Origin of the sequence: Streptomyces sp. NRRL S-1022, assembly GCF_000720135.1 — a bacterium.
GTDB lineage: Bacteria > Actinomycetota > Actinomycetes > Streptomycetales > Streptomycetaceae > Streptomyces.
Genome location: NZ_JOIU01000019.1, coordinates 202,127 through 226,332 on the forward strand (window position 1 = coordinate 202,127; position 24,206 = coordinate 226,332).

The following is a 24,206-nucleotide window of genomic DNA, read 5'->3' on the forward strand; positions in this document are numbered from 1 at the left end:
CCGCCTCAACGCCGCGGCGGCTCCTTCCCGGGGGCGGGGCAGTGAGACCGGGGGCGCCAGGCCGTCCGTACGACGTGCGGCTTCGCCGCACTCAGGCGCCCGCGCCCTCCCCCGACCGGTAGGCGAACCGGTCCTTCGCGTACCGCCCGCGCGCCGCGAGCGGCACCTGCCCGTGCGCGGCGGCCAGCCCGAACGCCGGCATGTCCCCGTAGACCGCCTCGTACGACCCCTCCGGCACGACGTACGACTCGTGCCAGATCCCGACCTCGCCGCGCAGCTTCCCGGCCCGCTCCTTGCGGTTGATCCGCGCCCAGACCTCGTGGTGGAAGGCGTCGGGCGCGGTCGCGTAGGCGTACAGCTTCTCCTTGGACTCCCAGTACTGCACGACGTAGTAGGTGCGCGGTGACGCCGTCAGCAGCACCTTGGCGCGCAGCCCGCGCGCGGGGTCCTTCGCCAGCTCGCGCAGCATGCGCAGCATCGCGAACAGCACCGGCAGCCACAGGTGGACGGCCCGGAAGCGGTTGATGCGCATGCCTATCAGCAGGACGACGACGTCACCCTTCGCGTCGGCGGTCGTACGGGACACCATGACTTCCCCCTCGTCGGTGAGCGGCACTATCCAACGGCCGGTGCTTGGATAGTGGCGGTATCCAAGGAGGCGCGCAAGACATGCGGCTTGCCGAGCTGAGCAGACGCAGCGGTGTGGCCACCGCCACGATCAAGTACTACCTGCGCGAGGGCCTGTTGCCGCCGGGCCGCCAGATCAACACGACGACGGCGGAGTACGACGACGGGCATCTGCGCCGGCTGCGGCTGGTGCGCGCGATGATCCAGGTCGGCGGGCTGCCGGTGGCCACGGTCCGGGAGGTGCTGCGCAACGTCGACGACGAGTCCCTGGGCCGCACGATCCGGCTGGGGGCGGCCCTGTGGGCGCTGCCGCAGGTGCCGGAGCCGGACGAGGACGACGAGTACGTCCGGGCCGCGCGCCGGGAGGCGGACGAGCTGCTGGACCGGCTGGGCTGGTCGAACGCGCGGCTGCTGACGACGATCTCCCCCGCGTACCGCTCCCTGGTGGTGGCGGTGGCCGCGTTCCGCCGGCTCGGCTACGACTGGGGCAGCGAACTGCTCGTCGCCTATGCCGAGTTGATGCACCGGGCGGCGAGGCTCGACCTGGACTTCGTGGAGACCCGTCCGTCGGAGGCGGAGAAGGTGGAGACGGCTGTGCTGGGCGCGGTGCTGACCGAGCCGATGCTGCAGGCCCTGCGCCGGCTGGCCCAGGAGGAGGAGTCGGCCCGGCGGTACGGCTTCGAGTAGCGTCCGGCACGACGAAGGCCCCCCACCGAAGTGGAGGGCCTTCCCTCTGCGTACCCCCGACCGGATTCGAACCGGCGCTACCGCCTTGAGAGGGCGGCGTGCTAGGCCGCTACACAACGGGGGCCTGGACTCTGCGTTTCCGCAGGTCCGAGCTGGTCTACCTGGACTCGAACCAAGACTAACTGAACCAGAATCAGTCGTGCTGCCAATTACACCATAGACCAATGATGGTTTAGACCAGTCAGTACCCCCGACCGGATTCGAACCGGCGCTACCGCCTTGAGAGGGCGGCGTGCTAGGCCGCTACACAACGGGGGCCCTAGCGATCCCGACAAGATCGAGATCAGTACCCCCGACCGGATTCGAACCGGCGCTACTGCCTTGAGAGGGCAGCGTGCTAGGCCGCTACACAACGGGGGCTTTGCAGATAAGCTCTGCGAGCTGGCCTACCTGGACTCGAACCAAGACTAACTGAACCAGAATCAGTCGTGCTGCCAATTACACCATAGGCCACTGGAACTCAATCCCCCTGCGGGGTTCTCGTTCTAGTCTGCTCCTCAGGGCTCCGGCCTTTCGGCCCGCTCCCCTCGGCGCAGGAAGAACATTACCCGAAGGTGGACGGGGCTCCAAAACGGGTATCCGCGCGGACGAGCGCCGGGAGTTCGGCGAGGGTGGAGATCCGGCGGCAGACGACCTCCCCGACGGCCCGTACGACGCCCGTCCCGCGGTCGATCCACACGGACAGCAGTCCGGCCTCGGCGGCGCCCCGGCCGTCGATCTCGGGGTGGTCCCCGACGTACGCCACCTCGTGCGGCGGCAGCCCCAGTGCCTCGCAGGACGCCAGGAAGGCGCCCGGCTCCGGCTTGGAGACGCCCAGCTCGGCGGCGCACAGCACGGACTCGAACCGGTCGAGCAGACCGAGGGTGCGCAGCTTGCGCTCCTGGACGGCGAGGCTGGAGTTGGACAGCACCGCGTGCCGGTGGCTGGCGGAGAGCGCCTCCAGGGCGGGCAGGACGTCCGGGAAGACGCTCCAGGCGGCCTCGTAGTGCCCGGCGTACCGCTGGAACCAGGCGTCGGCCTCGGCGTCGGTCGCTTCCGTGCCGAGGAACACCCGCACGCGGTCGCGCCGCTGCTCCTGGAACGAGCACTCCCCCGCCGCGTACCGCGCCCACTGGCGCTCCGTGATCTCCCGCCAGCGCACCAGGGCCTGCTCCGGGCTGTCGTACCCGGCGAGCAGCCCCTCGGCCGCCAGGTGCGCCCGCATGCCCTCGCGGTCCGCGGTCGTGTAGTCGAACAGGGTGTCGTCCACGTCCCAGAGCACGGCTCGGATCGTCATGGGTCCGACGGTACCGCCGGACCGGCCGGGGCGGACTACGCGGGGTCCGGGGCCACGAAGAAGTCCGTCACGAAGCAGGTGATCTCACCCGAGGCCGAGCGGCCCGTCCAGGTGGGATAGAAGCCGTCGCCCCAGCCCGAGGTGAACGCGGCCAGGGTGTGACCGCCGGTGGTGGACGTGACCAGGAACGGCCCCGGCGACCAGTCGCTGCTCTCGAACGCGTCCCACAGCGGCCCTTCCTCCTCCTCGGTCTCCGGGAACGCCTCCTCGGCCGAGGCATCGTAGAAGCAGCCGGTGCCGGCGTCGACGCCGTACCCGAAGAACTCGTCGTCGTCGAGCCCGGCCGGGTCCTGGCCGGGGCGCAGGGCCGGTTCCCAGGTGACGGCCGGCTCGTCGCGGATGACCAGGCGGGCCGCGGCCACGCGCAGGTGCGGGTGGCCGGACGGGGGCTCGCCGGGCCGGGCGAGGGTCGCGACGGCCGCGTCGACGCGGTAGCGGCCGGGCGCCACGGTGGCCGTGAAGGGCTCCACGTCGCCGCTGCCGAGGTGGACGAACGGGTCGCAGGCGACGACCCGGCCGGTGGGCAGGTCCAGCTCGCCGCCGTCGGCCAGGTGGATCACGCCCTGGGTGCCGGTCTCGAAGCTGAAAGTGCTGCCCGGTGTGAACAGCCAGGTGTAGTCCCGCGGACTCATCGGCATGACGGCGCCCTTCTCGATCTTGCTCGTCGTGTGGGCCGGAACACTAGTGCGGCCCACCGACAAGCCCGAGGGGGCGGCAGCCGGTACGGCCACCGCCCCCTCGGGTGCGCGCGCGACTACGCCGTCAGCCTGGCCAGCGCCGCGTCGACGCGGGCCAGCGTCTTCTCCTTGCCCAGGACCTCCAGCGACTCGAAGAGCGGCAGGCCGACCGTGCGGCCGGTGACGGCCACGCGGACCGGGGCCTGGGCCTTGCCGAGCTTGAGGCCGTGGGCCTCGCCGGCGGCCAGGACGGCCTCCTTGAGGGACTCGGGGGAGGTCCAGTCGGCGGACTCCAGCTTCTCGCGGGCCGTGCGCAGCAGGGCGTCGGAGCCCTCCTTCATCGCCTTGGTCCACGAGGCCTCGTCGAAGACCGGCTCCGGCAGGAAGAGGAAGTCGACGTTGTCGGTGATCTCCGACAGGACCTTCACGCGGGTCTGGGCGTGCGGGGCGATCGCCTGCCACTTCGACTCGTCGAAGTCCTCCGGCGCCCAGGGGGCGAACGGGGCCCTCAGCCAGGGGCGGCAGCGCTCGGTGAACTCCTTCACGTCCAGCATGCGGATGTGGTCGGCGTTGATCGCCTCGCACTTCTTCAGGTCGAAGCGCGCCGGGTTGGGGTTCACGTCGGAGATGTCGAAGGCCGCGACCATCTCCTCGATCGAGAAGATGTCCTGGTCCGCCGAGAGCGACCAGCCCAGCAGCGACAGGTAGTTGAGCAGGCCCTCGGGCAGGAAGCCGCGCTCGCGGTAGAGGTTCAGGGAGGCCTGGGGGTCGCGCTTGGAGAGCTTCTTGTTGCCCTCGCCCATCACGTACGGCAGGTGGCCGAAGGCGGGGGTCTGCTTGGCGATGCCCAGCTCCGTCAGCGCCTTGTACAGGGCGACCTGGCGCGGGGTGGAGGACAGCAGGTCCTCGCCGCGCAGCACGTGGGTGATGTCCATCAGCGCGTCGTCGACCGGGTTGACCAGCGTGTACAGCGGGGCGCCGTTCGCCCGGACGATGCCGTAGTCGGGCACGTTCTCCGGGGTGAAGGTCAGCTCGCCGCGGACCAGGTCGGTGAAGGTGATCGTCTCGTCGGGCATCCGGAAGCGGACGATCGGGGTACGGCCCTGGGCCTGGTACTCCTCGACCTGTTCGGCGGTCAGCTCGCGGCAGTGGCCGTCGTAGCCGGACGGCTTGCCGGCGGCGCGGGCGGCCTCGCGGCGGCTGTCCAGCTCCTCCTGGGAGCAGTAGCAGTGGTAGGCGTGGCCGGCGTCCAGCAGCTTGCGGGCGACGTCCGCGTAGATGTCCATGCGCTGCGACTGGCGGTACGGGGCGTGCGGGCCGCCGACCTCGGGGCCCTCGTCCCAGTCGAAGCCGAGCCAGCGCATCGCGTCGAGCAGCTGGTTGTACGACTCCTCCGAGTCGCGGGCCGCGTCGGTGTCCTCGATGCGGAAGACCAGGGTGCCCTGGTGGTGCCGGGCGAACGCCCAGTTGAACAGGGCGGTGCGGACCAGGCCCACGTGGGGATTACCGGTGGGCGAGGGACAGAAACGGACGCGTACGGGGGAGCCGGGTGCGCTAGCCACGCTTGACAACCTTGTTGGTGAGAGTGCCGATGCCTTCGATGGTGACGGCGACCTCGTCGCCGACGTGCAGGGGGCCGACCCCCGCGGGGGTGCCGGTGAGGATGACGTCGCCGGGCAGCAGCGTCATGGCCTCGGAGATGTTGACGATCAGGTCCTCGATGCGGTGGATCATCTCGCTCGTGCGTCCCAGCTGCCGCTGTTCGCCGTTGACGGTGAGCTGCACGGTGAGGTCGTTCGCGCGGGCGAGGTCGATGTCCGTCTCCACCCAGGGGCCGAGCGGGCAGGAGGTGTCGAAGCCCTTGGCCCGGGCCCACTGCTTCTCGCGCTTCTGCACATCGCGGGCGGTGACGTCGTTGGCGCAGGTGTAGCCGAAGATCACGTCCTTGACGCGGTCGCGCGGGACCTCTCGGCACATGCGGCCGATGACCACGGCCAGCTCGGCCTCGTGGTGCAGTTCCTCGGTGAAGGAGGGGTACTGGATGTCGTCGCCGGGGCCGATCACCGAGGTGGACGGCTTGAAGAAGGCGAAGGGGGCGTCCGGCACCTCGTTGCCCAGCTCGCGCGCGTGCTCGGCGTAGTTGCGGCCGAAGGCCACGACCTTGTTGGGGAGCACCGGCGGGAGCAGTCTGACCTTGCCGAGCGGCACCTTCGTACCGGACAGCTCGTAGTCCGCGAACGGAATGCCCTTGATGATGTCGAGGACGAGTTCGTCCTGCTTGTCGCCCTCGACCGCGCCGAAGGCTACGTTCCCGTCGATGGAGAACCTGGCGATGCGCACGGGATCCTGCGCCCCTCACTGAGAACCGGCGTACTGACGCCTCAGGTTAACGGAGCTATGCGAAGTTGTTCGCTTCTGGGGGCATCGGCGCAGGTCAGAGGCGGGTCATCGGAGCTTGTGGGCCGCCGTGCGGAAAACGCCGGGAAAAACGCGAGCGCGGCCGGAGGGAGTCACCCGATCCCTCGGCCGCGCTCGGTGGAACCGTCGGCGCCTCCCCGGGCCCGGGGAGGCGCCGGATTACTCGCCGGCCGGGACGCCCGCGCCGGCCGGGACCTCCATGAGGACGGTGCGGCGGGGGTTGGCCGTCTGGGCGGGGAGGTCGACGGAGTGCTCCGGCAGCTCGGGCGTGTGCAGCTCGCCGGCGTCCGTCAGGTGCGCCAGGGTCGTGCGTCGCGGGTTGGCTATGTTGCGGAACATCATCGTCGTCTTCACCGTTGTCGTCCTGTGCCCTCTGGTCGCGTGGTTGGCAGAGTCGTCCCTCTTGTAAAGCGCCAGGCTAAACATCCGATTCCCCGGCGAAGCCGCCAACTCCCCCTGATGTGCGTGTGAGTTTGCTCACGACCTCACGGGCAAATCGGTCAATTCCGACCCTCAACTCGCCTCACGGAAACGGACATTGACCCCCTGAAGCGGCCATTCCGCTCCTGATCATGGCGACTGGGACACCGGACCCCGAGCAGCGACTCACCGGGGTATGCCCGTTATGCCCTGAAACCGGTTCCACGGCCGGTGACACACCCCTCACAGGGGGTCACGGAGGTCACAGCTCGGTCCACTGCCCTTGTTGGAGATCCTGCACTGTGCTGGAATTCCACGGACCGCCGCAGGATCGAGCCGGCGCACTGGGGGCGCGTACAGCGCCGAGTGGCGGCGAGATAGGGGGGAACCAGCGGCCGGTCACTCAAGACCACCCGGGGGGCGTATTCAGGGCGCTCACCACAACGCCGACACCGTGTCCCTCCGTTCGCGCGGAGGGGCGCCTGGTCCAGAGGTTGCGACGCTAGTGCAGGGACGTTTCAAGAGGGATGGCAGCGCTTCGGCGGAGCCGGAGCCGCACGGCGGGACTGGCCCCAAGGCCGTCAGCTCCTCGCCCCAGCACGCCCAGAACCCGGGCCAGGCCCAGGCCGGAGACGGCGGTGAGCGCGGACGCCCGGGCGGGTCCGCCGCATCGGCTTCCACGACCGCGACGCCCTCGGCCGGCCCCACGCCGTCGGCGAAGCCCGCGCAGAGCCCGACCAGCACGGGTTCGCGGCTGGCGCTGCGCAACTGGCGCATCTCCACGCGCCTGGTGTCGCTGCTCGCGCTGCCCGTGGTCGCGGCGACCTCGCTGGGCGCGCTGCGCATCAACGAGAACATGAACGACATCCAGCAGCTCGACAACATGAAGCTGCTGACGGAGATGACCAAGCAGGCCACCGAACTGGCGATGGCGCTCCAGGAGGAGCGCGACCAGTCCGCCGGCCCGCTGGCCCACGGCGGTCTGAAGAAGAACGACTACCAGATCAAGGCGTACCAGCAGAAGACGGACCGGGCCCGCGAGAACTTCCTCGACTCCTCCGAGGAGATCGACGCCGCGAGCAAGGACGGCAACCTGCAGGGCGTGCGCGACGCGCTCGTCGGCCTGGCCAACCAGCTCGACGACCTCGCCAAGATCCGCCAGAAGGCCTACGGGTCCAAGGAGAACGCCTCCCAGACGGTCGAGTCCTACCACCGGCTCATCAGCCAGCTGATCGGCCTGTCCCAGGACATGGCCGAGGCGTCCAGCAACCCGGAGATGATCTCCCGCACCCGCGCCCTGGCGGCCTTCTCCACCGCCAAGGAGTACGCGTCCGTGCAGCGCGCGATGATCGCCGCCGCGCTGCCCGCGACCACCGACACCAAGGGCGACCTCTCCGAGAACGACCGCCTCTACGGCCAGTCGGCGTACGAGAGCGAGAACTCCGAGCTGGCGATCTTCCGGAAGATCTACGCGGACCAGAACGCCGAGGAGCTGCTGAAGCCGATCGACGAGGGCAACCCGACGATCGAGGCCGCGGACACCTACGCCAAGCGCTCGTTCGAGTCCCCCGACGGCCTGCAGCAGCTGCCGGCGCGGTCCTACAAGGACTGGGTGGACGACAGCTCGTCCAAGATCGAGCAGATGAAGAAGATCGAGCACACGCTGCTGGAGGAGATGGAGCAGAAGGCGCGTGAGCTGAAGAGCGCCACCCAGCGTGACGCCATCATCTCCGGTGCGCTGATCCTGCTCGTCCTCGGTGTGTCGCTCGTCGGCGCGTTCGTCGTGGCCCGGTCCATGATCCGCTCGCTGCGCCGGCTCCAGGAGACCGCGACCAAGGTCGCCCAGGACCGGCTGCCCGAGCTGGTCAAGCAGCTCTCCGAGTCCGACCCGCAGGACGTCGACACCTCGGTGGAGTCGGTCGGTGTGCACTCCCGGGACGAGATCGGCCAGGTGGCCGCGGCCTTCGACGACGTGCACCGCGAGGCGGTCCGCCTCGCCGCCGAGCAGGCCCTGCTGCGGGGCAACGTCAACGCGATGTTCACCAACCTCTCGCGCCGCTCCCAGGGTCTGATCCAGCGCCAGCTGTCGCTGATCTCCGAGCTGGAGTCCCGCGAGGCCGACCCGGACCAGCTGTCCTCGCTGTTCAAGCTGGACCACCTCGCCACGCGTATGCGCCGTAACGGTGAGAACCTCCTCGTCCTCGCCGGTGAGGAGCCGGGCCGCCGCTGGACCCGTCCGGTCCCGCTGGTCGACGTGCTCCGCGCCGCCGCGTCCGAGGTGGAGCAGTACGAGCGCATCGAGCTGGCCGCCGTGCCGACCACCGAAGTGGCCGGCCGCGTGGTCAACGACCTCGTACACCTGCTCGCCGAGCTGCTGGAGAACGCGACCTCGTTCTCCTCGCCGCAGACCAAGGTCAAGGTCACCGGTCACGCGCTGCCCGACGGCCGCGTGCTGATCGAGATCCACGACACCGGTATCGGCCTCTCCCCCGAGGACCTCGCGGCGATCAACGAGCGGCTCGCCTCGCCGCCCACCGTGGACGTCTCCGTCTCCCGCCGCATGGGTCTGTTCGTGGTCGGCCGGCTGTCCCAGCGCCACGGCATCCGCATCCAGCTGCGCCCGTCCGACTCCGGTGGTACGACCGCGCTGGTCATGCTCCCCGTGGACGTCGCCCAGGGCGGCCGGAAGCCCGTTCCCGGCAAGCCCGGCGCGCCCGGGTCCACCGGTGGTCCCGCCGCCGCGCAGGCCGCCGCCGGTGCGGCAGCGGCCCGCCGGCAGAACGGCAACCCCGGCGGCGCCCCGGCCGGCGGTGGTCTGCTCGGTTCCGGCCCCGGCCCGCGCGGCCAGGTCGGCCCGGCCCAGGGTCCCCGGGCCGCGCTGCCCGGCACGGGCCAGGGCGGCCGTCCCGGTGCGCCGGGCGGAGCGCGCGGTCCGCAGGGCGGCCCCGGCGGCCCCCAGCAGAACCGTCCCGCGCCGGCCGGCTTCGGCGGTCAGGCGCCGGGTGCCCCGCAGGGCCTGCAGGCCGCCGGCCCGGGTGGGCCGCAGCAGGACGCCTTCGGCGGCGGCCGTGGCCGCAGGCGGTCCGGCGCTCCCGCGGACCAGGGCCGCCAGCCCCAGCTGCCGCCGCGCGGCGGCCCGCGGGCCGAGCTGCCCGGCGGTGACCCGCAGTCCCGCACCCCGGACTGGAGCGAAGCCCCGCTGTCGCGGGCCGCGATGGACACCCCCCGCGGTCACGACGAGCAGGACCCGACGCAGACCGCACGCATGCCGCGGGTGGACGACCGGCAGGGTCCGGGCTCGACCTCGGAGATGCCCCGGATCGACGCCCAGGGCCCGGCCGCGACGGGCGAGTTCCCGCGCGCCGAGCCGAACGGCGCGGGCGGCTCGCACACCGGCCAGTTCGCCCGCCCGGACACCGCCCAGCAGACGGGCCAGTTCGCGCGTCCCGACAACCTCCAGCAGACCGGGCAGTTCGCGCGTCCCGACCAGGGCAGGCAGCCGGGTCCCTTCGAGGGTCCCGGCACCCAGCAGGGCGGCGACGCGTACGTCCGCTCCGACGTGTTCGGCACGCCGGCGCCCGGACAGCCGGCCAACGACCCGCAGAGCACGGGCCAGTTCCCGGCCCCGCAGGCCCCGCAGGCTTACGACGGCGGTTACGACGGCGGCTCCACCGGGCAGCACGCCCTCCCGGGCCGCCAGAACCCCGGCCACACCGGCCAGTTCGACCGTCCGCAGCCGGCCGGCCGGGGCGACTTCGGTGCCCCGCGCCCGCCCGCGCCGCAGCAGCGCCCGGTCCGCCAGGAGCCGGAGGCGCTGCCGCCGGCCAGCAGCCCGGGTGACGGCCGTACCCCGCTGTACGACACACTGGAGACCAACTGGTTCCACGGTCAGCAGGAGAACTCCCCCGCACCGCGGCAGGAGAACGCTCCCGCACCGCGGCAGCAGCAGGCACCCGCGCCGGCTCCGCAGCGGTCCGCACAGAACACCGGCTCCTGGCGCACCTCGCCGAACGACGAACTCGTCCGGCAGGCAGAACGCGTCCGGCAGCCCGCGGCCGGCGGGGTCACCACCTCCGGCCTGCCGCGCCGGGTGCCCCGGGCGAACCTCGTCCCGGGCACCGCCCAGCAGCAACAGCACCAAGCCGGTCCGCAGGTCTCGCGTGCGCCTGACGACGTACGCGGACGGCTGACCAATCTTCGTCGGGGCATCGCTCAGGGCCGTCAGGCCGGCAGCGGCCAGACCGGCAGCTTCCCGAGCCCCACTCACCAGCAGGAGCGTTAGTTGAGTCCGATGAGCCAGGCGGCACAGAACCTGAACTGGTTGATCACCAACTTCGTGGACAACACCCCCGGGGTGTCGCACACAGTGGTGGTCTCCGCCGACGGCCTTCTGCTGGCGATGTCCGAAGGTTTCCCGCGGGACCGCGCCGACCAGCTGGCGGCCGTCGCGTCCGGGCTGACCTCGTTGACGGCCGGGGCGTCCCGGATCTTCGAGGGCGGCACGGTGGCGCAGACGGTCGTCGAGATGGAGCGCGGGTTCCTCTTCCTGATGTCCATCTCGGACGGGTCGTCCCTCGCGGTACTGGCCCACCCCGATGCGGACATCGGTCTCGTCGGCTACGAGATGGCACTGCTCGTCGACCGCGCGGGTGCGGTACTCACCCCGGACCTGCGCGCCGAACTCCAGGGCAGTCTGCTCCACTGACCGCCCCCGGCACCACCCACCTCACCAAAACACCGTCCGGCCGCCACAATCCCCCCACCGGCCCCGTCAGACGGCTTGACTGACCGACTTGCTGTCCCGCCCGGAGGATTCATGACCCCGCCCACCGCCCATCATGATCCGTACGCGGAGCCGTACGGGGACGAGGGCGACCAGCCGCTGGTGAGGCCCTACGCCATGACCGGCGGCCGGACCAGGCCCCGCTACCAGCTCGCCATCGAGGCGCTGATCAGCACCACGGCCGACCCGGCAGCACTCATGGGGCTCCTTCCGGAGCACCAGCGCATCTGCCACCTGTGCCGCGAGGTCAAGTCGGTCGCGGAGGTCTCGGCGCTGCTGGCCATGCCGCTGGGCGTGGCCCGGATCCTGGTGGCCGACCTCGCCGAGGCCGGCCTGGTCGCCATCCACCAGCCGGGTGGCGACGAGAACAACGGCGGCGCTCCGGATGTGACGCTGCTCGAAAGGGTGCTCAGTGGACTTCGCAAGCTCTGACGCGGGCCGGGCCACCACCTCCGCGAAGATCGTGGTGGCGGGCGGCTTCGGCGTGGGCAAGACCACGTTCGTCGGCGCCGTCTCGGAGATCAACCCGCTGCGCACAGAGGCCCTCAACGGCTTCGACGGACAGCAGCCCTACGCCCCGGAGGAAGTGCGCGAGGCGCTCCAGATCGGGCCGGACACCCCGATCATCACGACCGACGCCCGACACCGTGCGGATGCAAAGAGCGCGCTGATCACGCTCGTGGAGCACGCCCTGATGGCGCGCTTGAAGTAGCACTCAAGTACGACGGGTCCTACGGCAGTTGCCGTCAGGAGATCGGAGCCGACTGTGGCCTTTGACACGGTCGGCTCCGGCGTTCATAACAGTTCGGCAGAGGAATCCCCGGGTATCGCCACGCGACGCGGTCGCGTGGTGCCGCTGTGCGCACGAACGCCCCGCGTTTTGGCGGGGCTCGCTCTTTATGACCGTTTTATCTTGCGCTTACAACGGCTTCATCACGGGCTTTCCACTGTTTGGAAGTGCGCTGGTCCACGTGCTGGAATGCCTGAACTGCCCAATGGTCGAAGACGTACTGAGGACGTACCGCGTACGTACTGGTGGTCGATGGCGAACCGGGCTCTGAGAGACTGCGGCACGACGTAGGTGCCGACCGCCGAGAGGTTGTTGGTCGAGTGAGGCGAAGCAAGAACGGTCCCGAGCCGTCGGCGCGGGGCAACTTCACCCCGCCGCCGCGCGCTGCGGCGCCCACCCCCGTTTCCGGAACGGAACCGGCGGCCACTCCCGCGCCCAGCGGCGGCCGTTTCTCCCCGCGCAACTGGCGGGTGCCGACCCGGCTGAACGCGATCCTGCTCATACCCGTGGCGGTCGGTCTGGTCATGGGCGGCTTCCAGGTGAAGAGCTCCATCGACACCTGGCAGCAGGCCCGCGACGCCGAGAACACCGCCCGTCTGGTGCGCGCCGCCCTGACCTACGCCGACGCGCTGGAGAGCGAGCGCGACGTCACCGCGGCTCCGCTGCTGCTGAACAAGAAGGACGCGGCCAGCAAGCAGACCGTCGCCGACGCCCGCAAGGCCACCGACCAGGCCGCCGACGGCTTCGACGAGGCGGCCAAGGACATGCCGGCCGAGGCCGGCCTCAAGCGCCGGCTGACGCTGTTCCGCGAGGTCGAGCCCAAGCTGGCCCAGCTGCGGCAGGCGGCGTACACCCCCGCGATGACCGGGGTGAAGACCGAAGAGGGCTACGTCGCGCTCGCCCACCCCCTCATGGAGTTCGCCAACGAACTCGGTCTGGGCACCGGCAACATCACCTCCTACGGCCGTACCGTCTACGCGATCTCGCTGACCAAGGCGGCGCTGTCCCTGGAGCGGTCGATCGGCACGCACCTGCTGGTCAAGCCCGGCCCGGACGCCCCGAACCTGGCGACCCAGCGGGTCTCCCTGTCCTCGTACGCCTACCTGGAGCGCATCGCCCGCGAGGAGTACATCGGCGGTGGCACCGAGGCCGACGCGCAGAAGCTGACCGACCTGGAGAACAAGGTCAAGTCGGACGCCGCGGCCATGGCCCAGAAGTCCCAGGGCGGCAAGGGCGCCGCGTCGGCCGACCCGACGAAGATGGTGGGCGCGCTCGCCACCATGAAGGACACCAGCACGCTCACCCGTGACGAGCTGGCCGCCGGGGGCGTCACCGCCGACAACTGGTGGGCGGTCAACACCCTCAAGTACAAGGCCTACCGCCAGATCGAGTCGGACATGGCCGACAAGGCGGTGAACGAGGCCTCGGACATCGCCGACGACGCCAAGACCTCGGCGTTCATCACCGGTGCCGTCGTCGTGGTGGCCCTGCTGCTCGCCTTCATCCTGGCCGGTGCGGTCGCCCGCCAGATGAGCCGCGCGATGCGCCAGCTGCGCAATGCCGCCTTCGGCATCGCCGAGCAGCGGCTGCCGATGCTGGTCGACCAGCTCTCCCGTACCGACCCCGGCCGGGTCGACACCCGGGTCGCGCCGATCCCGATCACCACCAAGGACGAGATCGGCGAGGTCGCCCGCGCCTTCGACCAGGTCCACCGCGAGGCGGTCCGGCTCGCCTCCGAGCAGGCGCTGCTGCGGGGCAACATCAACGCGATCTTCACCAACCTGTCGCGCCGCAACCAGTCGCTGATCGAGGGCCAGCTGACCCTGATCACCGACCTGGAGAACAACGAGGCCGACCCGGACCAGCTGGAGAACCTCTTCAGGCTGGACCACCTGGCGACCCGTATGCGCCGCAACGGCGAGAACCTCCTGGTCCTCGCCGGCGAGGAGCCCGGCCGCCGCTGGGACCAGCCGGTCCCGCTGGTCGACGTGCTGCGCGCCGCCTCCTCCGAGGTGGAGCAGTACGAGCGCATCGAGCTGTCCGGCGTCCCGGAGGCCGAGATCCACGGCCGCGCGGTCACCGACCTCGTGCACCTGCTGGCCGAGCTGCTGGAGAACGCCACCACGTTCTCCTCCCCGCAGACCAAGGTCCGCGTCACCGCGACCCGGCTGCCCGACGGCCGCGTCATGATCGAGATCCACGACAAGGGCATCGGCCTGACCGCCGAGGACTTCGCGGACATCAACCACAAGCTGGCCAACCCGCCGACCGTGGACGCCGCGATCTCCCAGCGCATGGGCCTGTTCGTGGTCGGCCGGCTGTCCGACCGGCACGGCATCCGGGTCCAGCTGCGCCCCTCGGGCGAGCAGGCCGGTACGACCTCCCTGGTCATGCTGCCGGACGCGATCACGCACGGCGGTGGCGGCGAGGCCCCGCTGGACCGCGAGGAGTTCACCGTCTCGCAGATCATCCCGGAGCAGCAGTTCCAGGGTGAGAGCTTCGGCCAGCAGCAGCCGCCGCCGCTGCGCACCGCCGCCGAGCTGGGCTTCGACGACAGCCGGTACACGGAGGTCCCCGACGACCCCCGCGACCTGGACCCCGTCGGCCGCTCGCTGATGCGCGAGGGGCGCCGCGCAGCGCTGGAGGCCCAGACCCACGGCCAGGAGCCCGGCGAGCAGCAGGCGTACGACGAGCAGCAGCGCCAGGCGTACGAGCCGTCGGCGTACCAGGAGCAGCAGCGGCAGCCGTACGAGGAGCAGCCCCAGCAGGCGTACGAGGCGCCGGCGTACGAGGAGCAGCAGCAGCCGTCGTACGAGCGGCAGCAGTACGAGCAGTCGTACGACGAGCAGTACTACCCGCAGGGCGGGGAGCCCGCGCAGCACGAGGGCTACTCCCCGAACGGCGGTTACCCGGAGCCCTCGGCCCCGTATGCGGAGCCTGCCCAGGCGCCGTCCTACCAGGACGACTGGCCCCGGCAGGACGGCTACCAGAACGGCTATCCGGCCCAGTACGCTCCGGAAACGGAATCCCCGCAGGCCGCTGACGCGAGTGAGCGGAACGGCGTAGGCTTCGACCGTCCGGGAACGGCCTCCCCCGCCGCACACGCGCTGACCGACGCCGGGCTGCCCCGCCGCGGATCCCACGCGAGCGGTTCCCACGGCGCCGGCTCCGCGAACGGCACGGCGCGCGGGCAGCAGGAAGCGCCGGCTCCCGCACCGGGCAACGCGCCGGGGGCGAGTGGCGACAGCAACTGGCGCTCGGCCAACGACGAGCGGTGGCAGCAGGCCTCGCAGCTCCGCAAGCCCAAGGCAGGCGGGGTCACCGCCTCCGGTCTGCCCCGGCGGGTGCCCAAGGCCAATCTGGTCGAGGGTTCCGCCGAAACCACCCCCCAGGGAGGCCCGCAGGTCTCCCGCGCCCCGGAGGACGTCCGGGGCAGGCTGAGCAACCTGCGCCGGGGCGTCCAGCGCGGACGCAGCGCAGGCAGTGAAACGAACGGCCAGGGCTTCGGTCCTGACAGCACCTACAACCAGGAGCGTTAGTGTGAGCCCGATGAGCCAGGCGGCACAGAACCTGAACTGGTTGATCACCAACTTCGTGGACAACACCCCGGGGGTGTCCCACACGGTGGTGGTCTCCGCCGACGGACTCCTTCTGGCGATGTCCGAAGGCTTTCCCCGCGACCGCGCCGACCAGCTCGCGGCCGTCGCCTCCGGTCTGACGTCTCTGACGGCAGGCGCCTCCCGGATCTTCGAGGGGGGCAGCGTGAATCAGACGGTTGTGGAGATGGAGCGCGGATTCCTCTTCATCATGTCCATCTCCGACGGTTCCTCGCTGGCCGTGCTGGCCCATCCGGAGGCGGACATCGGTCTCATCGGGTACGAGATGGCACTTCTGGTGGACCGCGCGGGCACGGTCCTCACCCCGGATCTCCGTGCGGAGCTCCAGGGAAGCCTTCTCAACTAATTATCGGACGGTGCGTATTCGCGTCCCGGGGCCGTAAGGTTTCGGGACGCGGCTCCACACGGATGGGTGCCCGGCGCAGTCGGAGGAGGAGAAAGTGGCAACACCCCCAGGCGGTTCGTCTTCGGGCAACTGGTCTTACGGCCCTGCCCAGGGCCAAGGCCAGGGCGACGGTTCGGCGAACCGGTACAACTTCCCCTCCGCACCCAGCCACCGGCAGCCGTACGCCCCGCAGGGACCCGGCCCGTCGCCGTACGACCAGCCCCCGGCCCCGCGGATCCAGCCGGTCCAGCCGCAGCGCCGCCCCGAGCCGGCTCCGGCCGCGGCGGCCAACAACCCCCTGGTGCGGCCGTACGCCATGACCGGCGGCCGGACCCGCCCGCGCTACCAGCTCGCCATCGAGGCGCTGGTGCACACCACCGCCGCTCCGCACCAGATGCAGGGCCAGCTGCCCGAGCATCAGCGGATCTGCAACCTGTGCCGGGAGATCAAGTCGGTGGCCGAGGTCTCGGCCCTGCTGACCATCCCCCTCGGCGTGGCCAGGATTCTCGTCGCCGACTTGGCGGAGGCGGGCCTGGTCGCCATCCATCAGCCCGGCGGCGACGAGAACGCCGGCGGCCAGCCAGACGTGACACTGCTCGAAAGGGTGCTCAGTGGACTTCGCAAGCTCTAGCGGCGGTCCTTCCCGCTCCACCACCTCCGCGAAGATCGTGGTGGCGGGCGGCTTCGGCGTGGGCAAGACCACGTTCGTCGGCGCCGTCTCGGAGATCAACCCGCTGCGCACAGAGGCGGAGGAAGTGCGCGAGGCGCTCCAGATCGGCCCGGACACCCCGATCATCACGACCGACGCCCGCCACCGCGCGGACGCCAAGAGCGCACTGATCACGCTCGTGGAGCACGCCCTGATGGCCCGACTGCGCTAGCCGTTCCCGTGTGAAGGGGCCCTTTCCCACGGAGAGGGCCCCTTCGTCGTACCCCGGTGCCACACTGGACGACGCACGGGAGGGGGTGGCGATGGTCGCCGAAGCGGCTGCGTTACGGCTGGGGTCGACCGTGGCGAAGGCCGCGGCCCAGATGTGGCTCGGGGGCAGGCGGCGGGAGCAGGAACGCCGCATGGACATGGCCGAGCTGATCCGGCTGCGGGTGTCGGGGCTCCGCTTCCAGCGGGGCGTGCAGCGGCAGTTCGAGGAGATGGCGGACGCGGTGTACGACCGGCTGGCGCCGTTCCTGGAGCGGGAGTTCCCCGGCCTGGAGGAGAGCGGCCGGCAGGCCGTGGTCGACGCGGTGTGCGACACGTTCGCGGCGGCGGACCTGTCGGACGAGGCGGTGCTGGCCGCGGACGTGAGTCCGGCGCAGATCGTGCGGCGGGTGACGGAAGCCGTGGCGCCGCCCGCGGGGCTCGGCGAGGCGGAGAGCCGGCTGTTCGAGGTGCTGTTCGCGGAGTGCGTCGAGTACTACGTGCGCATCGTGCAGGGACTGCCGGTCTTCGAGGAACGCGCGCTGACCGAACTGCTGGGCCGTACGACGTCCCTGGGCGCGGAGATCGCGCGGGTGCTGGAGCGGCTGCCCGACCGGTCCCTGTTCGCCCCCGAGGGGACGGACCGGGACGGCGACTTCCGGCGCCGCTACCTGGAGCTGCTCAGCACGACCCTGGACGAGGTGGAGCTGTTCCGGCGCACGTCGGACCGGGCGGGCGCGCAGGTACGGCTGTCGGTGGCGTACGTCAGCCTGCGCGCCACGGGTGACGACGGCAGCCGGCGCGGCCCGGCCCGCTCCCTGCCGGTGCTGCGGCCCGACATGAGCGACTGGGAGGAGCCCGGCGGTGAGAGCGCCGGCATGCGGGCGGAGGCGGCCCTGGGCGGAGCCACCCGCGTGCTGCTGCGCGGCGAGGCGGGTTCGGGCAAGACGACGCTGCTGCGCTGGCTGGCGGTGACGGCGGCGCGCGGCGCGTTCACCGGCGAGCTGGCCGACTGGAACGGCCTGACACCGGTGTTGGTGAAGCTGCGCGAGTACAGCGGCCGGGAGCTGCCGAGGCCCGAGGCGATGCTGGACTCGGTGGCCGGCCAGATCACCGGGGTGATGCCGAAGGCCTGGGTCGAACGCAGGCTCGCCGACGGCAACGCCCTGCTGCTGATCGACGGCGTCGATGAACTGCTGGACGGCGAGCGGCGGGGCGTGCGGGAGTGGCTGCGCCGGCTGCTGGCGGCGTACGGCGATGTCCGCGTCGTCGTCACCTCGCGTCCGGCGGCGGCGCGTGCCGACTGGTTGCGGCGCGAGGGGTTCACCGCGCTCCACCTGGACCGCATGGCGCCGCCGGACCTGGCGGCTTTCGTACGGCAGTGGCACCGGGCGGTACGGGAGCTGGACGACGACCTCCCGTGCGCGGTGGAGGAACTCCCGCGCTACGAGCAGTCGTTGCTGACCAGCCTGAAGGACCGCCCGCACCTCCAGTCCCTCGCGGGTACGCCGTTGCTCGCGGCCATGCTGTGCGCGATGCACCTGAACCGGGGCAGCCGGCTCCCGCGGGACCGGATGGAGCTGTACCGCAACGCCCTGCACGCGCTGGTCCACGAACGGGACGCGGACCGGAACGTGCCGAGCGCGATGGACGGCCGGCTGAGCCTCAACGACAAGCTGGTGCTGCTCCGGGACCTGGCGTGGCGGCTGTCCGACAACAACCGCAGCGAGATCGGGCTGGAGCAGGCGGCCGTGCACGTCGGCAGGCGGCTCGCGGGCATGCGGCACCTGGACGAACAGGACGGCGGCACGGTCCTGGAACAGCTGCGGGACCGCTCGGGGATCCTGCGCTCCCCCGCCGAGGGCCGCCTGGACTTCGTCCACCGCACCTTCCAGGAGTACCTGGCCGCCGAGGAGGCGACGGAGGAGGACCGCATCGGCAACCTGGTCGAGCGGGCCCACCTGGACCTGTGGCGCGAGACCATCGTCATGGCGGCGGGCCACGCGAACCGCCCCCAGCGGGAGGAACTGCTGGGCGGCATCCTGGACCGGGCCCGGGAGGAGCCCCGGTACGGCAGGAAGCTGCGGCTGCTGGCGGCGGCCTGCCAGGAGACGGTGCCGGAGGCCTCCGAGGGGCTGGCCGGGCGCCTGGAGGAGGCGGTGTCCGCGCTGCTGCCGCCGCGCCGGCAGACGGACCCGCCGGCGCTGGCGGCGGTCGGCACGGGTCTGCTGCGCAGGCTGCCGCGGTCACTGGCCGAGCTGTCGTCGAAGGCGGCGGTACAGACGGTACGGACGGTGGCGCTGATCGGCGGGGAGCAGGCCCTGGGTCTGCTGGAGGGCTACGCGCAGGACGGTCGTCGGGACGTGGTGTCCGCGCTCATCGACGCGTGGGCGTATTTCGACGCGGACGCTTACGCCGATCGGGTGATGAGCGGGCTTCCGCTGGAGCAGCATTCGGTGGTGCTCACGCACTCGGCCCAGCTGCAGGCGGCGGTACGGTTCAGATCGCTGACCTCGCTGTGGATCAAGTTCCCCCTCCAGGACCTGTCCGCTCTCAGTGCATTCCCCCCGCTCCGCGAAGTCGCGTGCAGCGTCCGCGACACAGCTGACCTGTCTGCGCTGAAGGAGCATCCTGAGCTGGAGTTCTTCCAGCTGGTCGGTGAAGCGTCGATCCGGCATCCGGAAGCTCTGGCCGCCCTGCCCGCCCTGCAACTGCTGCAGCTACCTCTGTCGGACCCCGATGCCGTTGACGGTTTCCCGGTCCTGCCGCAGCTGTCCTCGCTGGCCCTCACCCACGTCACAGCGGGAACCGGGCTGGGCTTCCTGAGCCGGTTCAGCGGCGTCGAGTACTTGCACCTCTTCGGTGTAGTCCGCAGCGACCTGCCCGAACTCGCCCCTCTGGCCAGGTTGCGTGGCCTGCTGCTCCACGACTTCGAGACTCGGGACCTGCCCCGCCGCCTGGTTTCGGCCTGCCCAGAACTCAGCCTCCTCAGACTGACCCGCTGCCTCCTGCGGGACGGCCTCGACGGCATGCGCACGCTGACCCGCCTGAGGAGGCTGGAGCTACGTGAGTGCGAGACCCCTGAAGGCCCCGTCGCCGCCCCCGACCTCGCAGGCGTCACCGTGACTTCGACCTGAGCACACCGCAGCCCCGCCCTCCCGAACGGAGTGGCGGGGCCGTAGGTCAAGCGCTGGACCTCAGTGCCAGCTGTGCGGGGCCCGGAAGCCGGGCTCGCGCTCCAGGCGGCGCCAGCCTGCCTTCGCGCGGATCCGGTGGGTCGCCGAAGGCTCGGGGCGGGCGGCGGCGCGGGCCATGAGGATGGCCGTGATGGCGGCGACTTCCTCGGGCTCGGCGTGGCCCTTCTCGACGCGGATGTCAGGAGTGCTCATGGGTGTCAGTCTCCGTGAGAGAGGTGTCCGCTGGGTTACTGCGGGGGGTTGCCGTGCTTGCGGGAAGGCAGGTCGGCGTGCTTGGTGTGCAGCATCGCCAGGGACTTCACGAGCACCTCGCGGGTCTCGGCGGGGTCGATCACGTCGTCGACCAGGCCCCGCTCGGCCGCGTAGTACGGGTGCATCAGCTCGGCCTTGTACTCCTTGACCATCTTCTGCCGCATGGCCTCGGGGTCCTCGGCGTCGGCGATCTGCCGGCGGAAGATGACGTTGGCCGCGCCCTCCGCGCCCATGACGGCGATCTCGTTCGTCGGCCAGGCGTAGGTGAGGTCGGCGCCGATCGACTGGGAGTCCATGACGATGTAGGCACCTCCGTACGCCTTGCGCAGGATGAGCGAGATCCTCGGCACGGTCGCGTTGCAGTAGGCGTACAGCAGCTTCGCGCCGTGGCGGATGATTCCGCCGTGCTCCTGGTCGACACCGGGGAGGAACCCGGGGACGTCCAGGAAGGTGACGATCGGGATGTTGAAAGCGTCACACATCTGGACAAAGCGCGCAGCTTTTTCCGAGGCCTCGATGTCCAGCACGCCCGCCAGCACCTGCGGCTGGTTGGCGATGATGCCGACGACCTGGCCGTCCAGCCGGGCCAGGGCGCAGATGATGTTGCGCGCCCAGCGCTCGTGGACCTCCAGGTACTCGCCGTCGTCGACGATCTCCTCGATGACCTTGGCCATGTCGTACGGCCGGTTGCCGTCCGCGGGGACCAGGTCCAGCAGCACGTCGCTGCGGCGGTCGACCGGGTCCGTGGACTCGGCCCGCGGCGGGTTCTCGCGGTTGTTCTGCGGGAGCAGCGAGAGGAGGTAGCGCACCTCGGCGATGCACGTCTCCTCGTCGTCGTACGCGAAGTGGCAGACGCCGGAGGTCTCCGCGTGGACGTCGGCGCCGCCCAGGCCGTTCTGGGTGATCTCCTCGCCCGTCACGGCCTTGACCACGTCGGGGCCGGTGATGAACATCTGGGAGGTCTCACGGACCATGAAGACGAAGTCCGTGAGGGCGGGACTGTAGGCCGCGCCGCCCGCGCACGGGCCGAGCATCACCGAGATCTGCGGGATGACACCGGACGCCTTGGTGTTGCGCTGGAAGATGCCGCCGTAGCCGGCGAGGGCCGAGACGCCCTCCTGGATGCGGGCGCCCGCGCCGTCGTTCAGCGACACCAGCGGGGCCCCGGCCGCGATGGCCATGTCCATGATCTTGTGGATCTTGGTGGCGTGGGCCTCGCCCAGCGCGCCGCCGAAGATCCGGAAGTCGTGGGCGTAGACGAAGACCGTACGGCCCTCGACCGTGCCCCAGCCGGTGATGACACCGTCGGTGTACGGCTTCTTCGCCTCCAGGCCGAAGCCGGTCGCCCGGTGCCGGCGCAGCTGCTCGACCTCCTGGAAGGACCCGGGGTCGAGGAGCAGCTCGATCCGCTCCCGCGCCGTCAGCTTGCCCTTGGCGTGCTGCGCCTCGGTCGCCTTCCCGCTCGGGCCGGCCACGGCCCGGGCACGGATCTCGTGCAGTTCGGCGACCCGTCCGCGTGCGTCCGTCGGCTCACCGGTCGGCTCACCCGTCGTCTCTTCCAAAACGGTCATGTAGCGACCTTACGAAGGACATCAAGAAAAGCGAGCCGTCGACTCTGTACAGTCTCCGGGCCGTTTTCCTGGTGCCAGTGAACAGAACCGTGGCGACATGCAGCCGTTCCGACTGCTCAGGAGGCCGACTCGTTGTAGGGGAGCGACAAAGTCATCAGCTGAGAGCCACCTCACATTCATGGGTGGCACATGCCATCCCCGGAGTGACAAGGAGCCTCAGACGGCCGTCAGCCGACCGGACCTGGACGCTGTCGTCGGCCCGGATCACCGCGCGCACCGGATGGTTCCAGACCAGCTCCAGCGGAGCCCCGCTGCGGGGCGGCTCGCTGATGTGGAGGGTGGCCGTACGGCCCCGCCGGACCACGAGCACGCTCGCGCCGGCCGAGGCGGCCACGTCCCCCACCGTACCGGCCCGCCAGAAGGTGCACGCGGTCAGGCCCAGGCGGGGTACGGCGACGGCCTGGGCGGTGGTGTCGTTGGCGAGGACGGACAGCCAGTGCCGGTCGGCGGCCCGGGCGGCGGTCCGCGCGCGGGAGGCGCCGGGCAGCAGGACGTAGGCGTAGCCGGCGGCCGCCGGGTCGGTACCGTGGTCGAGCCAGAGGGTCTGCCAGCGCCGGGTGCGCCGCTCGTCGGTGCCGGCGGTGTTGATGTCGGACCAGGCGCCGGTGCGGTCCTCGCGCAGGGTGCGCAGTTCGCCCCCGCAGGGCAGGAGCCAGCCGCCGTGGCCCTCCAGGTGGGCCCAGCGTGCGGCGCGCACGAAGGTCTCGGTGCCGTTCTCGCCCAGGTTGCGGTTGTCCACGACGGTCTCGACGGGCACGCCGTCGGCGCAGCTGATCCCGGCGCCCAGGCAGACCACGGCGTCGTCGAGGAAGAACCAGGACTTGCGGGCCTCAAGGGTGGAGCCGAGGCCCTTGAGGTGCTGGCCGACCGCGGCGTACGTGCCGTCGGTGGTGCCGCCGACCCAGCGCACGTCCGGCTTGGGCGCGCCCCACTCGCCGCCGGCCCGGTCGGGCAGCCGCTTGGTCGAGACGGTGGTGCCGGGCAGCCGGTACCAGTCGACGGTGGGCCAGTACCAGTCGGTGTACTGGTCGCCGCGGCCCCGCGGCCACCAGGAGAGCATGCCCGAACCGGTGTGCCAGCCGCGCGGGTTCTCGCCGTTGCCGCACTCGTAGTGGGCGATGCGGTCGCTGGCCATGGCGAGGGCGGCGGTGAACCGGGGGGTGCGGTGGACGGCACGGTCCATGGCCGGGAAGAGGCGGTGGCCGAGGGGTTCGGGGGCGGCGGGCGCGGGCGAGGCCGCGACGGCGTGCAGCCGTGCCAGATCGGCGACCTCGAACTGGTCCGACGTCAGCACCGGTACCACGGTGTCCCGTTGGATCCAGCCCTTGATACGGCCGTACCAGCGCTCGCGCTCGGCCTCGCTCGCGCCGGCGGCGAGGAGGGCGATGTCGGCGATCAGGGCCTGCCCGTGGTAGTGGTCGCTGCGCAGCACGTGCAGGTCGTCGGAGCGCTGGTGACCCCGGCTGATCGCGCGGCCGTTGACGCAGTCCGCCACCAGCCCGTCGTGGATCAGGGGGGCGTAGGCGTGCTCGACGCTGTCCAGGACGTTCTGCCGGGCGGGGTCGGTGATCTCCCAGGCCGACCCGGCGAGCAGCGCGAACAGCCGCCCGAGGCCGTCGAGCAGGACCTGGCCGTACGTGCCCGAGTAGGAGACCCAGGTGTGCTGGACGAAGGAGCCGTCGGCGTAGAGGCCGTCGCCCTTCGTGACGTACGGGAAGACGGGCGAGAGGGCGTCGCGGGCGAGGGTGATCTTCTGCGGGCTGCGGCCGAGGATGCCGCGCAGGGCGACCGAGCGGCACAGGTCGACGCGGTTGGCACCGGTGGAGGTGCCAGAGTAGTCGGTGAGCACGGCGTCCGGCACGAAGTGGTCGACGGCCGCGCAGGCCGCGGCGATCCTCTCCGCGCCGAGGCGCTCGTACAGGGCGGCGGTGATGTCCGTCAGCAGCCGGGGGCTGCCGATCTGCCACTCCCACCAGTTGCCGTAGCGGGTGGTGGCGGGGTGGTAGACGGTGGCCGAGAGGTGGTCGAGCCCGCGCAGGACGTCGGCGAGGAGGCCCGGGTCGCCGGTGGTGCCCGTGCCGGCCTGGACGTAGGCCTGGGTCATGGTCCACAGCCGGCCGTAGCTGAAGGTGATGCCGGAGGGCGGGTCGAAGGGGTGCCCCGGCCAGAGCGACGCGGGAGCGGGGACCATGCTCTCCCGGTATTCCCTTGCGCGCGCGCCGAGTTGGGCGAGCCGGGAGGCGTACGGCTCGGCGGCCGGGTCGTACCCCGTGCCCAGGGAGATGCCGAGCCAGCGGCGGCGCAGGGTGTCGTACGGGTCGTCGGCCGCCCGGGCGCCCGGCGCCGCGGTGGCGGCGAGGGCGGCGGCCAGCAGCAGTGCGCGTCGGGTCATGCCCATGGGGCCGGTCAC

19 protein-coding genes and 5 tRNA genes are annotated in these 24,206 nt (G+C 71.2%); 10 read left to right on the forward strand and 14 right to left on the reverse strand.

Annotation, left to right across the window (positions count from 1 at the left end):
- Window positions 1–91: 91 nt before the first annotated feature.
- A complete protein-coding gene (locus tag IG05_RS0126790) occupies window positions 92–589 on the reverse strand; it encodes a DUF4188 domain-containing protein (protein ID WP_030346548.1) in 498 nt (165 codons plus the stop codon).
- An 80-nt stretch (window positions 590–669) separates the two neighbouring features.
- On the opposite strand from IG05_RS0126790, the gene IG05_RS0126795 reads away from it, so the two are divergent.
- Window positions 670–1,314, forward strand: coding sequence for a MerR family transcriptional regulator (locus tag IG05_RS0126795; RefSeq protein WP_030346549.1), 645 nt, complete (start codon window positions 670–672; stop codon window positions 1,312–1,314).
- A 51-nt stretch (window positions 1,315–1,365) separates the two neighbouring features.
- On the opposite strand, the gene IG05_RS0126800 is transcribed toward IG05_RS0126795, so the two are convergent.
- The 10 genes from IG05_RS0126800 to IG05_RS0126845 form a co-directional block, all read right to left on the reverse strand.
- Window positions 1,366–1,438 (reverse strand) — tRNA-Glu (locus tag IG05_RS0126800).
- A 28-nt stretch (window positions 1,439–1,466) separates the two neighbouring features.
- A tRNA-Gln gene (locus IG05_RS0126805) sits at window positions 1,467–1,538 on the reverse strand.
- A gap of 21 nt (window positions 1,539–1,559) precedes the next feature.
- Window positions 1,560–1,632: transfer RNA gene (locus tag IG05_RS0126810), tRNA-Glu, on the reverse strand.
- Between the two features lie 29 nt (window positions 1,633–1,661).
- Window positions 1,662–1,734, reverse strand: a tRNA-Glu gene (locus tag IG05_RS0126815).
- A 21-nt stretch (window positions 1,735–1,755) separates the two neighbouring features.
- Window positions 1,756–1,827 (reverse strand) — tRNA-Gln (locus IG05_RS0126820).
- Between the two features lie 91 nt (window positions 1,828–1,918).
- The gene (locus IG05_RS0126825; RefSeq protein ID WP_030346551.1) at window positions 1,919–2,650 is read right to left on the reverse strand and encodes an HAD family hydrolase; all 732 of its coding nucleotides are present in this window, start codon (window positions 2,648–2,650) and stop codon (window positions 1,919–1,921) included.
- 35 nt (window positions 2,651–2,685) lie between these two features.
- Complete coding sequence (locus IG05_RS0126830) at window positions 2,686–3,348, reverse strand: DUF4241 domain-containing protein (protein ID WP_030346552.1); 663 nt, start codon at window positions 3,346–3,348, stop codon at window positions 2,686–2,688.
- A gap of 116 nt (window positions 3,349–3,464) precedes the next feature.
- On the reverse strand, window positions 3,465–4,949 hold the full coding sequence (gene gltX, locus IG05_RS0126835; RefSeq protein ID WP_078894505.1) for a glutamate--tRNA ligase: 1,485 nt from the start codon (window positions 4,947–4,949) through the stop codon (window positions 3,465–3,467).
- On the reverse strand, window positions 4,942–5,727 hold the full coding sequence (locus IG05_RS0126840) for a fumarylacetoacetate hydrolase family protein (RefSeq protein ID WP_030346555.1): 786 nt from the start codon (window positions 5,725–5,727) through the stop codon (window positions 4,942–4,944). The genes gltX and IG05_RS0126840 overlap by 8 nt, the downstream gene beginning before the upstream one ends.
- A 237-nt stretch (window positions 5,728–5,964) precedes the next feature.
- On the reverse strand, window positions 5,965–6,159 hold the full coding sequence (locus IG05_RS0126845) for a hypothetical protein (protein ID WP_030346557.1): 195 nt from the start codon (window positions 6,157–6,159) through the stop codon (window positions 5,965–5,967).
- Window positions 6,160–6,730: 571 nt separating this feature from the next.
- Here IG05_RS0126845 and IG05_RS0126850 point away from each other — a divergent pair.
- The 9 genes from IG05_RS0126850 to IG05_RS0126890 all read left to right on the forward strand — a co-directional run bounded on the left by IG05_RS0126850 (window position 6,731) and on the right by IG05_RS0126890 (window position 19,853).
- Window positions 6,731–10,507, forward strand: coding sequence for a nitrate- and nitrite sensing domain-containing protein (locus IG05_RS0126850; RefSeq protein ID WP_030346559.1), 3,777 nt, complete (start codon window positions 6,731–6,733; stop codon window positions 10,505–10,507).
- Window positions 10,508–10,516: 9 nt separating this feature from the next.
- Complete coding sequence (locus IG05_RS0126855) at window positions 10,517–10,930, forward strand: roadblock/LC7 domain-containing protein (RefSeq protein ID WP_030346561.1); 414 nt, start codon at window positions 10,517–10,519, stop codon at window positions 10,928–10,930.
- A 111-nt stretch (window positions 10,931–11,041) separates the two neighbouring features.
- Window positions 11,042–11,440, forward strand: a complete 399-nt coding sequence (locus IG05_RS0126860) for a DUF742 domain-containing protein (protein ID WP_009190816.1) — start codon at window positions 11,042–11,044, stop codon at window positions 11,438–11,440.
- Window positions 11,421–11,720 carry an ATP/GTP-binding protein gene (locus IG05_RS0126865; protein WP_051790297.1) on the forward strand — a complete coding sequence of 100 codons (300 nt, stop codon included), beginning with the start codon at window positions 11,421–11,423 and terminating at the stop codon, window positions 11,718–11,720. The genes IG05_RS0126860 and IG05_RS0126865 overlap by 20 nt, the downstream gene beginning before the upstream one ends.
- Before the next feature lie 398 nt (window positions 11,721–12,118).
- Window positions 12,119–15,337: a nitrate- and nitrite sensing domain-containing protein gene (locus tag IG05_RS0126870; protein ID WP_199808388.1), complete on the forward strand. Its 3,219-nt coding sequence runs from the start codon at window positions 12,119–12,121 to the stop codon at window positions 15,335–15,337.
- Window positions 15,338–15,347: 10 nt separating this feature from the next.
- Window positions 15,348–15,761, forward strand: a complete 414-nt coding sequence (locus tag IG05_RS0126875; RefSeq protein WP_004983065.1) for a roadblock/LC7 domain-containing protein — start codon at window positions 15,348–15,350, stop codon at window positions 15,759–15,761.
- Between the two features lie 94 nt (window positions 15,762–15,855).
- The gene (locus tag IG05_RS0126880) at window positions 15,856–16,431 is read left to right on the forward strand and encodes a DUF742 domain-containing protein (protein ID WP_030346568.1); all 576 of its coding nucleotides are present in this window, start codon (window positions 15,856–15,858) and stop codon (window positions 16,429–16,431) included.
- The gene (locus IG05_RS0126885; RefSeq protein ID WP_030346570.1) at window positions 16,412–16,681 is read left to right on the forward strand and encodes an ATP/GTP-binding protein; all 270 of its coding nucleotides are present in this window, start codon (window positions 16,412–16,414) and stop codon (window positions 16,679–16,681) included. Before IG05_RS0126880 ends, IG05_RS0126885 begins: the two co-directional genes overlap by 20 nt.
- Before the next feature lie 91 nt (window positions 16,682–16,772).
- Window positions 16,773–19,853: an NACHT domain-containing protein gene (locus IG05_RS0126890; protein WP_030346571.1), complete on the forward strand. Its 3,081-nt coding sequence runs from the start codon at window positions 16,773–16,775 to the stop codon at window positions 19,851–19,853.
- 60 nt (window positions 19,854–19,913) lie between these two features.
- Here IG05_RS0126890 and IG05_RS0126895 read toward each other — a convergent pair whose 3' ends face one another.
- The 3 genes from IG05_RS0126895 to IG05_RS0126905 form a co-directional block, all read right to left on the reverse strand.
- The gene (locus IG05_RS0126895; RefSeq protein ID WP_030346572.1) at window positions 19,914–20,105 is read right to left on the reverse strand and encodes an acyl-CoA carboxylase subunit epsilon; all 192 of its coding nucleotides are present in this window, start codon (window positions 20,103–20,105) and stop codon (window positions 19,914–19,916) included.
- 35 nt (window positions 20,106–20,140) lie between these two features.
- A complete protein-coding gene (locus IG05_RS0126900; RefSeq protein WP_030346573.1) occupies window positions 20,141–21,736 on the reverse strand; it encodes an acyl-CoA carboxylase subunit beta in 1,596 nt (531 codons plus the stop codon).
- Window positions 21,737–21,890: 154 nt separating this feature from the next.
- Window positions 21,891–24,194, reverse strand: coding sequence for a polysaccharide lyase 8 family protein (locus IG05_RS0126905; RefSeq protein WP_030346575.1), 2,304 nt, complete (start codon window positions 24,192–24,194; stop codon window positions 21,891–21,893).
- Window positions 24,195–24,206 lie beyond the last annotated feature (12 nt).